Source organism: Sphingomonas pruni NBRC 15498, assembly GCF_001598455.1.
Lineage (GTDB): Bacteria > Pseudomonadota > Alphaproteobacteria > Sphingomonadales > Sphingomonadaceae > Sphingomonas > Sphingomonas pruni.
Map to the genome: position 1 here is coordinate 22,950 of NZ_BCYZ01000049.1, position 12,311 is coordinate 35,260.

The window sequence follows — 12,311 nt, forward strand, 5'->3', positions numbered from 1 at the left end:
CGGCGGGGGGTCGGGATATGCGTGGACAAGGATTGATAATTTTGGGCGTCGCGATCCTGATCGGATTGGCGGCGGTTTTCCTTGCCAATTCCTATCTTGGCCGGGTCGAACAGCAACAGAATACCAGCCCCCAGGGCACGGTGAAGGTCGCGGTGGCGAGCGTTCCGCTCGATTTCGGCACGCCGATCACGCCCGACAAGGTGCGGCTGGTCGATTGGCCGGCGGGCTCGCTGCCCGAAGGGACGTTCAGCTCGATCCCGCAGCTGTTGCCGATGAACCATACGCGCGTCGCGCTCCGCCCGATGGCGGCGAACGAGCCGATCCTGCGTTCCAAGATTTCGGGTGAAGGCGGCCGCGCGGCGATCTCCGCGGTGCTCGATCCGACCAAGCGCGCGGTCGCCGTGCGCCTCAGCGACGTCGCCGGAGTGGGCGGGTTCGTGCTGCCGGGGGACGTCGTCGACGTCCTCGTCACGCGCACGCCGATGAACCCCAACGGCAACAGCCAGCAGATCACCGACGTCCTGCTGCAAAAGGTCCGCGTCATCGCGATCGACCAGGACGCCAGCGACAGCACCGACAAGCCCGCGATCGGCAAGACCGCGACGCTCGAAGTTGCACAGGTCGATGCGCAGAAACTCGCGCTGGCGCAGCAGGTCGGGCAATTGAGCCTGGCGCTGGTCAATCCCGCGTCCGAGGCCAGCCCGACGGTCGAAACCGTCAGCACCGACGATCTGCGCGATGGCGCCTATGTCGGCGGCTATTCGGACGGCGCGCCGCGCTATCAGCCGGCGCCGATCGCCTATGGGCCGCCAGCGGGACCACGAATGCCCCCCAAGCCGCCCGCGCCGAACCCCGACCTGACGGTCATGGTCGTGCGCGGTACCAAGGACAGCAGCTATGAGGTGGGTCGCTATGTCGGTCGTTGACATGAAGGCGCGCCTTCGCGTGCTCGCACTGGCGGCCGGCGCCGCCGCCATCGTCGTCCCGACGATGACCCAGGCCCAGGAAACGGTCAGGGCGGCGGACGCCAATCTGCGCGCCGGCGAGCTCGACGTCGCCGTCAACAAGAGCCAGGTGCTGACCGCCGACCGGCCGTTCGCCAAGGCGCTGATCGGCAACGCCGATGTCGCCGACGTCCTGCCGCTGACCAACCGCTCGCTCTATGTGCTGGGCAAGAAGATCGGCACGACCAGCCTGACGCTCTATGACAAGAACAACAACCTGATCTCGGTGATCGACGTCGCGGTCGGGCCGGATGTCATCTCGCTTCGCCGTCAGCTGAGCGAACTGATGCCGAGCGAGCAGATCGGCGTCCGCATGTCCGGCGATTCCGTCGTGCTGACCGGCACCGTGTCGAGCGGCCCGGCGATCGATCGCGCCAAGCAGATCGCCGCCACCTATGCCGGCGACAAGGTCGTCAATCTCTTGTCGGTCGGCGCGGCGCAACAGGTCATGCTGGAAGTGCGGTTCTCCGAAATGAACCGCAACGTAGCCAAGAGCCTGGGGATCAACACCGCCTTCACCAACGGCAATGGCGCCAACACTTTCCAGGGCGGCATCGGCAATACCGCGCCGGGGACGGCGCTGCTGACCAACAAGAACGGAGTGCCGACGGTCAATTTGTCCGGCATCCTCGACACGTTCGGCGTGGTGTCCAAGGGCATCTCGCTCGGCAATCTCAACATCTTCACCGCGCTCGACGCGCTCGAGCGCAAGGGCCTGGTGACCACCCTGGCCGAACCGACCCTGGTCGCCTTGTCGGGCGAATCCGCATCGTTCCTGGCGGGCGGCGAATTCCCCGTTCCCATATCGCAGGGCAGCAGCGGCGCTGGCCAGAACGGCGGCAACGCGATCACGGTCGAATACAAGCCGTTCGGGGTCAGCCTGGCGTTCACGCCGACCGTGCTCGACGACGGTGTGATCAACATGGTGGTCGCGCCCGAAGTCAGCTCGATCGATCCCTCGGCATCGGTCACGATCAATGGCCTGACCATTCCCGGCCTGCAAACGCGGCGCGCAAAGACCACACTGGAACTGCGCGACGGCCAGTCGTTCGCGATCGCCGGGTTGTTGCGCAAGGATTTCCAGAGCACCGTCAGGCAATTCCCGCTGCTCGGGTCGATCCCGATCATCGGCGCCTTGTTCAGCTCGCGCGGGTTCCAGCGCCAGGAAACCGAGCTGGTCATCATCGTCACGCCGCGTCTGGTGCGGCCGGTGCCGGCGGGCCAGATGCGGCTGCCAACCGATCGCGTCCAGCCGCCGAGCGAGCTCGACCTGTTCCTGAACGGGCGAACCGACAAGGCGGTCGGGACCAACCCGTTCGACCCGAACGAACCGCCCAAGGACGGGCCGAAACCGACACCACCCGCCGGAGGCTTTTCCGGTCCCAATGGCTACGCGCCGCAAAGGTGACCGACATGCGCTTCATTCTTCCGATCACGATTGCGGGCATCGCGCTGTTGGCCGGCTGCACGCCGATCGACACGACCCTGGGCGATGCGGCCAAGACCGATTATGCGCTCCAGACGATCAATCCCGAGCCCAAGCCGGTGCCCGCCGAGGCCGCGGTGATGGAAGGCGGATCGGGCACGCAGGCGGCGAACGCCGCCGAGCGCTATCGTAAGGGGACGGTCAAGCAGCCCCAGGCCCAGACGACGGGCAGCGGCAGCGGCGGAGGTTCCAGCGGCGGAGGCGGGGGGGGATCCCCCCCCAGTTCCAACTGACATGCGCCGCGCAACCCAAAAGCTCTGGAAGTCCGAGAGCGGATCGGTCGCGCCCATCGTCGCCATATCTTTGTTCGCGCTGATCGGCGCGGCGGGGATCGGATTCGATTATTCGCGCCTGGTCGGCATGCATACCGAGCTTCAGGACGCGGCCGACCATGCCGCGCTCGCCGCCGCCGCACAGCTTGACGGCAAGACCGGCGCGCAGACCCGCGCCAAGGCAGCAGCGAAGACCCTGATCACCAACCTGGCATTGTTCGCCAATGACGGCGGCAATCGGTCGGTGTCGGTGTCCGACGCCAACATTTTGTTCTATCAGGACAAGGCCAAGACCACGCTGTCGACCAGCGATGCCAATTCCTATTTCGTCCAGGTTACCGTCGACACCAAGCAGGCGCGCTATGCGCTGACTCCAGTGGTTGCCGCCTTCACCTCGGGATCGATCAACGCCAAGGCGTTCGCCGGCGTAGCGTCGGGCATCTGCAAAGTGCCGCCGGTGATGATCTGCAATCCGCAGGAAACAGCGACGACCAAAACGTTCGACGCGACCGGGCTGATCGGGGCCGGGCTCAATCTGGTGTCGGTCGGCAACGGCAATGGTGGCTGGTCGCCGGGCAATTTCGGCTATCTCAACACCCATTCCGGCAGCAACGGCGCGCAGGGCTTACGCGAGGGGCTGGGCTGGCTGACGCCCGCCGGCGACTGCCTGCCGCAGACTGGGGTCGACACCAAACCAGGTGCCAGCGTGTCGGTTACCGATGCGCTCAATACCCGCTTCGACATCTACGATTCGGGTCAGTCCTGTCCGTCCGGCGGCACCTGTCCGCCGTCGGCCAACACGGTCAAGGACCTGGTCAAGAAAAACGGTAACGGCAACAATTCCTGCACGCTCGGCAATAACGGCTGGCAGGAAGCGTCCAATCCCTATCTGCCGACCAGCGCCACGACGCCGCTGACCTCGGCTCAGATGCCCAGTGCGATCGGTTATCCGCGCGACATGTGCCATGCTATTAGCGCCAACGGTAGCTGCGCGAGCGGCCGGATCGGCGACGGGTTGTGGGATCGTAACGCCTATTTCTACGTCAATTATGGGTCGGGGTTCGACTGGCGAACTGCGATGACGACAGCTGGGTACAACCCCAACACTGTCACGCGATACCAAGTCTATACGTGGGAACTGACTAACGCGGCGTCGCGCATCAACACGCCCCGCGCGGTCGGCGGGGGAACGACGGCTTATGGCGCACCGATCTGTTGGTCGGGTACGCCCTCCGGCGGGATCACCCCAGGCGGCAACAATGTCGACCGGCGGCGTATCTCCGCGGCGATCGTCAATTGCCAACAGAACAGCGTCAACGGATCGTCGACCAACGTGCCGGTAGTCAAATGGGTCGAGCTGTTCCTGGTCGAACCGTCGGCGAACCGGACGCGGACCAGCGCCGGCGATATCTATGTCGAGGTCATCGGCGAAACCAACAGCGGCAGCGCGGGCGGTACCGCGGGTCAGGTGGTACGCAAGGACGTACCCTATCTGATCGAATGATCGGGCGGCGCGCCTCGGTCGCCTCGCGGGCGTTGGCCTGCCGCCGCGGCTCCGCGGCGGTCGAGATGGCGCTCGTCACGCCGATATTCCTCGTGCTCGCTTGCGGCGCGGTCGATCTCGGCAATTACTTCCTGTCGGAACATGCCATGCTGAAGGGCGTGCGCGACGGCGCGCGCTACGCGTCGCGCCGCTACCCGGTCAATTGTGCCGCGGTGACCAACGATACCAGTGCCGTTGCCGTGGCAACGCAGAATCTGGTCCGCACCAACACCGTCGACGGGACCGGCAACGTTCGCCTCAACGGCTGGACGAGCAACTCAACCATCGTCGTGTCGGTCGCGTGCAACACCGACACCACCTATCGTGGCGGCATCTATACCGCCTCGTCGGCGGGGGTGCCGGTGGTCTCGGTGACCGCGACACTGCCCTATCCCTCGCTGTTCAAGGCGTTCGGCATCACCAAGACGACGATCAACCTCAACGCGACTGCGCAAGCGGCGGTGGTGGGCGCATGAAGGCGATCCGCGCGCTGCTGCGATCGACGCATGGCGGGACCGCCGCCGAATTCGGCCTGCTGACGCCCCTGCTGCTGTCGTTCATGATCGGCACGGTCGATCTCGGCCGGTTCCTGTGGACCTGCAACCGCGCCGAAAAGGCGACCCAGATGGGCGTGCGCTACGCGGTCACCAATGACGTCGTGCCGGGTGGCCTGGCAACCTATGACTTCGCGGTGGCCGGTGGGATCCCGCAGGGCGATCCGATCCCGTTGAGTTCATTCGGTGGCGCCGACTGCAATTCGGCCGGCGGTACGGTGACCTGCACCTGCAAGACGGGGGCGACTTGCCCCACTCTTACCCCCATCAACACGGCCGCGTTCAACGCCATCGTGACCCAGATGCAGCGATTCTATCCCAGCCTGACCGCCGACAACGTCACGATAAGCTATGAATATTCGGGCTTGGGCTATGCCGGGGATCCCAACGGAATCCAGGTATCTCCGCTGATCACGGTAAAGCTCAAGAATATGACATTCACGCCGATGCTTTTCCGCTTCTTCGGAAGCACCAGCCTCAACCTGCCGGCTTATGCCGCCTCGCTGACGCTGGAAGACGGCAAGACTGGTTAGATGGGAGTTTGCGTTGTGGGAGCGGTAGACTTGTCCGAGTTCGAACCGAATAGCTGGACCATCAGGCGGCCCGGCGCGGCGGTCGAGCTCGTCCTGTCGCAGGAAGAAGTGCTGACCGCCGAATTCGGCCCCAGCGTCGTTGCCGGCTGGTCGCTCGACACCAGCAAGATCGAGCCCGATGACGAGGTCCCGGAAGAGATCGTCAAGCGCGCGCGTGTGATCGTGATCGAGGTGCGCCCGGATCGCCCGGCTTCGCTCGCGCGGCTGGTCCGGCTGCACGTCGAAAATCCATCGGTCGCGGTGATCGCGGCAGTGCGCAACCCCACCGTCCCGACAATGCAGGCGCTGCTGCGCGCGGGCATCAAGGACGTCATCGCCTTGCCGTTGGTCCGCAACGACCTCGAAACCGTGCTCGAACGGATGCGCGAGGAGATCGAGCGCGGGCTGGCTCAGGCGACGCCGACCGGCAAGGTCGTGTCGATCATCAAGAGCGTCGGCGGTGTCGGCGCGACCGCTTTGCTGACCCAGGCCGCCGCGCTTTATGCCCAGCGCGAAGCCGATCGCGGGTTCAAGGTGTGCCTGTTCGACCTCGACCTCCAGGGCGGCAATGCCGCGACGCATCTCGGTATCAGCCCGAATTTGACTGTCAGCGAGTTGCTCGATGCCGGCAAGCGGCTCGATCCCGCCGTGCTGGCGTCGGTCGCGGCCGAACATGAATCGGGCCTGCGGGTCGTCGCCGCCCCCGCCGACCTGATGCCGACTGACACCGTCGGCGTCGACCAGATCTGCGACATCATCCATTTGGCAACCGCGGAATATCGCACCGTCTTCCTCGACCTGCCGAGCGACTGGACCAATTGGTCGCTCTCGCTGGTCGCGCAGTCGGACGTGGTGTTCCTGATCGTCGAACTGTCGATCGCCAGCCTGCGGCAGGCGCAGCGCCAACTCGCCTTGCTGGTCAAGCTGGGCGTCGCGGCCGACAAGATCCAGGTCGTGGTCAACCGCGTCGAGAAGAAGCTGTTCCAGCAGATCAACCTGAAGGATGCTTCGGAGACGATCGGTCGCCAGATCGGGCTCAGCGTCACCAACGACTTCTCGCTGATGAACACCGCGCTCAATCGCGGGGTGATGATCGGCGACATCAAGTCGAAGAGCGCGGTGTCCCGCGATCTCAACAAGCTGCTCGACGCGATCGACATGCTGCTCGAGCGCGGCTGATGAGTGCCTGGCAGATCAGACGGACCGGCGAACGCGCTGCCTCCGGGCAGGCAGCGGTCGTGCCCGACAAGGAAGAGCAGTCGCAAGCGGAGGCCGATCGCCATACCGCGCTCAAGGTGGAATTGCACCAGCGGCTGCTCGACCTGATCAACCTGTCCGCGCTCGAAACCATGTCGCGCGAGCAGATCCAGGCCGAGATCGGCGAGATCGTCCACGAACAATTGTCGCTGCAGAAGCACGCGCTCAACCTGGCCGAGCGCAAGCGGTTGGTCAGCGACGTGCTCGACGAACTGCTCGGCCTCGGGCCGCTCGAGCCGTTGCTCAAGGACGAGAGCATCACCGACATCCTGGTTAACGGCTATGACTCGGTGTTCGTCGAGCGCCATGGCAAGCTCGAGCCGTCATCGATCCGCTTCAAGGACGAGCGGCATCTGTTGCGCATCATCCAGAAGATCGTCGCCGCGGTCGGACGCCGGGTCGACGAGGCATCGCCTTATGTCGACGCCCGGCTGGCCGACGGGTCGCGCGTCAACGCGATCATCCCGCCGCTCGCGGTCGACGGCTCCCTGCTCTCGATCCGCAAGTTCGCGCGGGTGCCGATCGATATGGAGCGGCTGATTTCCTATGGCAGCGTGCCGCGCGCGGTCGCGCAAGTGCTCGAAGCGATCGTCGAGGCGCGGCGCAACATCCTCATCTCGGGCGGCACCGGGTCGGGCAAGACCACCCTGCTCAACGCGATGTCGGCCTATATCGACAATGCCGAGCGGATCGTGACGATCGAGGATTCGGCCGAACTCCAGCTGCAACAGGCGCATATCGCGCGGCTCGAAACGCGTCCGGCCAATATCGAGGGCAATGGCGAAGTCACCCAGCGCGATCTGCTCAAGAACGCGCTGCGCATGCGGCCCGATCGCATCATCGTCGGCGAAGTCCGCGCCGGCGAGGCGTTCGACATGCTGCAGGCGATGAACACCGGACATGACGGGTCGATGACCACGGTGCACGCCAATACCCCGCGGGACGCCTTGTCGCGGCTCGAACAGATGATCGGCATGAGCGGGATCGACATCGCGCCGCGTTCGGCCCGCGCGCAGATCGCCTCGGCGATCAACGTCGTCATCCAGGTCGGCCGCCTGTCCGACGGCAAGCGTCGCCTGATGAGCCTGTCCGAGCTGATCGGCATGGAAGGCGAAGTCGTCACCATGCAGGAAATCTTCCGCTTCCGCATGACCGGCCGCGACGAGCATGGCGCGGTGCTCGGCCGGTTCGAAGCGAGCGGCATCCGCCCGCATTTCATGCAAGAGCTGGAGGATCGCGGGATCAAGCTGCCCGCGGATATCTTCAATCCCAGCGCGGCGCTCGCCTGATGTCGACCGACGTCATCCGGCTGCTCGTCCTGGCGCTCGTGTTCGCGGCCGTCGTGCTCGGGATCGAGGGCGGCATGCGCTGGTACCGCACCAATCGCGGCGGCGCGATGGCGGTCAATAAGCGCCTGCGCCTGATCGCCAGCGGCTTCGATCGTCCCGAGGTTCTCGCGCGCCTGCGCCGCGAGACTTGGGGCGACGCGATCCACCTGCCGGGCATCCTGGCCGGTCCGGGCAAGAAGCTCGACAGCACGCTGCGTGCCGCCGGCTTCGGGATGTCGCCGGGACGCACTTTCATGCTGATGCTGCTGATCGTCGCGGTGTTGTTCGTGCTGACGATGTTCGGCGCCGTCATCTTCGGCTTTCGGATCGGCCTGGGCACGGTGCTGATGACGGCCTGCTTCGCCGTCGCGGCGGGCATGGTGCTGCCGCTGATGGTGATCGCCCAGCGCGCCGAGCGGCGACGCAAGAAGATGGCCGATCAATTTCCCGTCGCACTCGACATCTTCGTGCGCGGCTTGCGCGCCGGGCATCCCGTGGCCTCCGCGCTCGACCTCCTCACCCAGGAAATGACCGACCCGATCGGCAGCGAATTCGGCATCGTCACCGACGAAGTCGCTTATGGCGCGGATTTGCGCGACGCCCTGCAGAACATGGCCGATCGCTGCGATCTCGACGACCTGCGCATGTTCGTCGTCTCGCTGTCGGTGCAGAACGAGACCGGCGGCAACCTCGCCGAGATTCTCGAAAACCTGTCGCAAGTCATCCGCGAGCGCGCCAGCATGGTGCTGATGGTCCGCGCGCTCAGCTCGGAAGGGCGGATGACCGCGACGATCCTGACCGCTTTGCCGGTCCTGGCGTTCGTCGCCTTGTTCCTGCTCAATCCGCCTTTCTACCTCCAGGTAGCGGGCGATCGCGCTTTCTCGATCGGTTTCGGCTGCCTGATCGGGCTCTATCTGATCGGGTTCTTCATCATCCGCCGTCTCGTCAACATCAAGGTCTAGCGCGATGTGGGAAGCCCTGATCCAGCAATTCCCGCGCTACGCGATCCTCGGTGGCCTGTTCGCGGTGGTGGTGATGATCGTGATCGGCGTGTCGACCGTGATCACCGGGCGCGCCGCATTGCGCCGCCGGCTTGCCGAGGCCGCCGCGGCGGGGCAGACCGGGGGGCATGTCCAGACGTTGCGCGACACGGGGCGCGGCGATGCCTGGAGCCGCATCGTCGCCGCGATCGAGAAGCGCGGGGTTTCGCTGCTCGACACCAACAATGCGACGCTGACCGCTAAACTGGCGGCGGCAGGCTATACATCGCCCCAGGCACCGCGCGTGTTCACGCTGGTGCGCCTCGCACTGACGCTCGGGCTGCCGCTGCTGCTGATCGCGGCGACCGTCTTTCGCGGTGAGGCGCCGTCGGTGTTCAAGCTCTATCTGTTCGGTGCCGCCCTCGCGGTGCTCGGCCTCTATCTGCCCAACCTGTGGGTATCGGCGCGCGCGTCGCGGCGCCAGGAGCAGATCGTCAACGGCTTTCCCGACGCGCTCGACCTGATGCTGGTCTGCGTCGAGGCCGGGCTCGGGATGGAAGCGGCGTTCGACCGCGTTGGACGCGAAATGGCGCGGTCGCATCCGTTGGTCGCCAATCTGCTGGCGACTACGGTGCTCGAACTGCGCGCCGGTCGCGGCCGCGAGGAGGCGTTGCGCCGGATGGGTGATCGCGCCGCGGTCGATCAGATCCGATCGTTCACCACCTTGCTGATCCAGTCGAACAAGCTCGGGTCGAGCATCGGCCAGACGCTGCGCATCTATGCCGGCGAAATGCGCGAGCGACGCAAGATGCTCGCGCAGGAAAAGGCGCATCGCCTGCCGGTGCTGCTCTCGATCCCGCTGGTCGCCTGCATGTTGCCGGTGATGATCGGCGTCCTGATGCTGCCGGCCGCGATCCGCGTCGTCCGTCAGCTTCTGCCGATGATGGGAGGATGACCGAATGAAGCGGACTCTCGCCTCACGCGCCGCCCTGATCGGCCTGGCCGTCGCCATCGGCGGATGCACGAGCTCGGCCAAACGGACCGCGCTGCCCGAAGGAACGCGCTTCACCGCCGCGACGGATGCGTCGTCCGTCGCCGCCGCCCGGCTGCTCGCGGACGGCAATTACGGGCTGGCGATCGAGATGTATCGCCGCATCCTGGCGACGACCCCGGACGATCCGGCTGCGGTCGAAGGGCTCGCGCTCTGTTATGATCGATTGCGCCGCTACGACCTGAGCGACGTCTATTTCCAGAAGGCGCTCGCGCTGGCGCCACGCAACGAAGCTTTCTATCGCGCCTATGCCGCGTCGCTGACCGCGCAGAGCCGCCAGGAGAGCGCGGAATTGCTCGACATCGATATGCGCGCGATGCTGGCTTCCGCCTCCGCTACGCCTGCCGCGCCGCCGCCGCCGAGCCAGCCGGTTGCGCCGCCTCCAATAACCGCCCCAGCGTTGGCGAGCGCCGCGGCGGTGCCTGTCATGCCAGCCCCTGTCGTCGCGGCCGGTCAGCGCCTCGAACAGCTAGGACCAGGAATCGTCCGTCTGATCCTGCCGCCTGATCGCGGCGCCAGCAGAGGAAATGTTCTCGCGCCGCCGCTGACGTCGACGCCCGCGCCCGCACGGGTTGCGTCGCCGAAGCCGCTGGCCGCAACGACGGCGCCGGGCGCGCTGCGCAACACAATGGTGATCAACGCCGCCGGGCGCAAAGGTATTGCCGGGCGCGTTCAATCCTATCTTGCCGGGCGCGGTTGGCGCCCGCTCGATCGCGGCGACAGCGGGATGCGCATCACGGTCAGCCGCATCCTCTATCCGCCATCGGGCGAGGCGACCGCGCGCCGGCTAGCGCGAGCGGTGCCGTTCCCCACCCGGCTTTACGCCACCACCCAGGCCAACCGGATTCAATTGCTGGTCGGCGGCAACGCGCTGCGGTTCGCCGCCAGGCCTGCCGGGGGACGACAGTGATAATCGGCGTCCGGCTGCTATCGCTTGCGGCCCTGTTCGCCTGTGGCGCGGCGTCGGCGGCGCCGTCGGACGATCTCAAGCTGGTCGATGCCGCGATCCGGGGCGGGCGGCTGGTCCAGGCGCAGACGATGCTCGATCTGCTGCCCGACGCCGAATCCGGCACGTTCGATGTCGCGGTGCTCCGCGCGCAGTTGATGCTGGCGCAAGGCCAATATGCCGAGGCCGAGAGCGCCTTCGCCAAATTGGCGGCGACTCCCAGCCAGGATTGCCGCGTGGTCGCCGGACTGGGCAGCGCGGCCGCGGCACTACGGCACACCGACACCGCGCTTGCTCGGTTACAGGATGCGACGGCACGCTGCCCAGCCGACTGGCGGTTATGGGCCGATCTCGGCCACGCTTATGATTCCGGTGCGCGGTGGAACGACAGCAAGGCGGCCTATGAGCGCGCGTCGGCACTGGGCGCGCCGCGCGCATCCTTGCTCAACGACATGGCAGTCTCGCTGTTGATGCAACACCGCTATTCCGAAGCCAGGGCGTTGTTGCAGCAAGCGCTGGCGGCCGATCCCGACGACCGGCGTGTCGCCAACAATCTCGACATCGCCGCCGCATCGATGGGCGAGCCGCCGGTCCGCCGCCGGGGCGAAGATGCGGCGCGCTGGGCGGAGCGATTGTCCAACGCCGGTTATGCCGCCTCGCTTGCCGGCCGAAGCGACGATGCGCGGGCTTGGCTTACCCAGTCGATCGCCGCGGCTCCAATCTACCCGGCAACAACCGCCAGCTTGCTCTCGTCACTGGGACCCCAAAAATGACGCCGCTTCACAACGTCCTGTTGATCGCGCTGTATCTCGTGCTGGCACTCGCCGCGCTGACCGACGTGTGGAAATTGCGCATCCCGAACATCTTTCCGGCGGCGATCATCCTGCTGTTTCCGGTCTGGATGTACAGCTGCGGATGGAACGCCCAATTGTGGCAGAATGCGCTTGTGTTCGTCGGCACCTTCCTGGGCGGCCTGTTTCTGTTCTCGCGCGGGTGGCTTGGCGGCGGCGACGTCAAATTGATGGCCGCGATCGCCTTGTGGTTCGACTTCAAGGGCGCGTCGGCGCTCTATCTATGGATGGGGATCGGCGGCGCGCTGCTCGCCATCGCCTTCATCGTCCTACGGCGCATGCTGCCGGCGGGGATCGCGCAATCGACCAATGTCGCCAGCCTCAAGGCCGGAGGCCCCATTCCTTACGGCTTGGCCATCTCGGCCGGCGCGATGCTCGCGATCGTCGGGGGCAACATCAATCCGCAGCCCTTAGAGCGCGATAACGTGGGTTTGACCCACCGTGACGGAGCGGATTTTAGTGCAGGG

Annotated in this window: 13 protein-coding genes; all 13 read left to right on the top strand. The window is 65.9% G+C overall.

Annotated elements, in window-relative coordinates:
- The first annotated feature begins 41 nt into the window (after positions 1–41).
- Positions 42–926 carry a Flp pilus assembly protein CpaB gene (cpaB, locus tag SPR01S_RS14405; RefSeq protein WP_245662026.1) on the top strand — a complete coding sequence of 295 codons (885 nt, stop codon included), beginning with the start codon at positions 42–44 and terminating at the stop codon, positions 924–926.
- The gene (locus SPR01S_RS14410; protein ID WP_066590542.1) at positions 913–2,412 is read left to right on the top strand and encodes a type II and III secretion system protein family protein; all 1,500 of its coding nucleotides are present in this window, start codon (positions 913–915) and stop codon (positions 2,410–2,412) included. Before cpaB ends, SPR01S_RS14410 begins: the two co-directional genes overlap by 14 nt.
- 5 nt (positions 2,413–2,417) lie before the next feature.
- Positions 2,418–2,723: a hypothetical protein gene (locus SPR01S_RS14415; protein WP_084251205.1), complete on the top strand. Its 306-nt coding sequence runs from the start codon at positions 2,418–2,420 to the stop codon at positions 2,721–2,723.
- Between the two features lies 1 nt (position 2,724).
- Complete coding sequence (locus SPR01S_RS14420; protein ID WP_066590544.1) at positions 2,725–4,266, top strand: pilus assembly protein TadG-related protein; 1,542 nt, start codon at positions 2,725–2,727, stop codon at positions 4,264–4,266.
- A complete protein-coding gene (locus tag SPR01S_RS14425) occupies positions 4,263–4,781 on the top strand; it encodes a TadE/TadG family type IV pilus assembly protein (protein ID WP_066590545.1) in 519 nt (172 codons plus the stop codon). Before SPR01S_RS14420 ends, SPR01S_RS14425 begins: the two co-directional genes overlap by 4 nt.
- Complete coding sequence (locus SPR01S_RS14430; protein ID WP_066590546.1) at positions 4,778–5,392, top strand: TadE/TadG family type IV pilus assembly protein; 615 nt, start codon at positions 4,778–4,780, stop codon at positions 5,390–5,392. Before SPR01S_RS14425 ends, SPR01S_RS14430 begins: the two co-directional genes overlap by 4 nt.
- Positions 5,393–5,422: 30 nt before the next feature.
- Positions 5,423–6,610 (top strand): CpaE/TadZ family protein, encoded by a 1,188-nt coding sequence (locus tag SPR01S_RS14435; RefSeq protein ID WP_066590547.1) that lies wholly within the window; start codon positions 5,423–5,425, stop codon positions 6,608–6,610.
- On the top strand, positions 6,610–7,977 hold the full coding sequence (locus SPR01S_RS14440) for a TadA family conjugal transfer-associated ATPase (RefSeq protein ID WP_066590548.1): 1,368 nt from the start codon (positions 6,610–6,612) through the stop codon (positions 7,975–7,977). The genes SPR01S_RS14435 and SPR01S_RS14440 overlap by 1 nt, the downstream gene beginning before the upstream one ends.
- Positions 7,977–8,978 carry a type II secretion system F family protein gene (locus SPR01S_RS14445; RefSeq protein ID WP_066590549.1) on the top strand — a complete coding sequence of 334 codons (1,002 nt, stop codon included), beginning with the start codon at positions 7,977–7,979 and terminating at the stop codon, positions 8,976–8,978. The genes SPR01S_RS14440 and SPR01S_RS14445 overlap by 1 nt, the downstream gene beginning before the upstream one ends.
- Positions 8,979–8,982: 4 nt before the next feature.
- Positions 8,983–9,951, top strand: coding sequence for a type II secretion system F family protein (locus SPR01S_RS14450; protein WP_066590550.1), 969 nt, complete (start codon positions 8,983–8,985; stop codon positions 9,949–9,951).
- A 4-nt stretch (positions 9,952–9,955) separates the two neighbouring features.
- On the top strand, positions 9,956–10,957 hold the full coding sequence (locus tag SPR01S_RS14455; RefSeq protein WP_066590551.1) for a LytR C-terminal domain-containing protein: 1,002 nt from the start codon (positions 9,956–9,958) through the stop codon (positions 10,955–10,957).
- Complete coding sequence (locus SPR01S_RS14460; RefSeq protein ID WP_066590552.1) at positions 10,954–11,766, top strand: tetratricopeptide repeat protein; 813 nt, start codon at positions 10,954–10,956, stop codon at positions 11,764–11,766. Before SPR01S_RS14455 ends, SPR01S_RS14460 begins: the two co-directional genes overlap by 4 nt.
- Positions 11,763–12,311: A24 family peptidase (locus SPR01S_RS14465; protein ID WP_066590553.1), on the top strand; the 549-nt coding region annotated here is incomplete at its 3' end. The genes SPR01S_RS14460 and SPR01S_RS14465, both read left to right, overlap by 4 nt.

Coding starts and splice junctions, on each gene's coding strand:
- SPR01S_RS14410 (WP_066590542.1), top strand. CDS start 913: ATGTCGGTCGTTGACATGAAGGCGCGCCTTCGCGTGCTCGCACTGGCG.
- SPR01S_RS14415 (WP_084251205.1), top strand. CDS start 2,418: ATGCGCTTCATTCTTCCGATCACGATTGCGGGCATCGCGCTGTTGGCC.
- SPR01S_RS14420 (WP_066590544.1), top strand. CDS start 2,725: ATGCGCCGCGCAACCCAAAAGCTCTGGAAGTCCGAGAGCGGATCGGTC.
- SPR01S_RS14425 (WP_066590545.1), top strand. CDS start 4,263: ATGATCGGGCGGCGCGCCTCGGTCGCCTCGCGGGCGTTGGCCTGCCGC.
- SPR01S_RS14430 (WP_066590546.1), top strand. CDS start 4,778: ATGAAGGCGATCCGCGCGCTGCTGCGATCGACGCATGGCGGGACCGCC.
- SPR01S_RS14440 (WP_066590548.1), top strand. CDS start 6,610: ATGAGTGCCTGGCAGATCAGACGGACCGGCGAACGCGCTGCCTCCGGG.
- SPR01S_RS14445 (WP_066590549.1), top strand. CDS start 7,977: ATGTCGACCGACGTCATCCGGCTGCTCGTCCTGGCGCTCGTGTTCGCG.
- SPR01S_RS14450 (WP_066590550.1), top strand. CDS start 8,983: ATGTGGGAAGCCCTGATCCAGCAATTCCCGCGCTACGCGATCCTCGGT.
- SPR01S_RS14455 (WP_066590551.1), top strand. CDS start 9,956: ATGAAGCGGACTCTCGCCTCACGCGCCGCCCTGATCGGCCTGGCCGTC.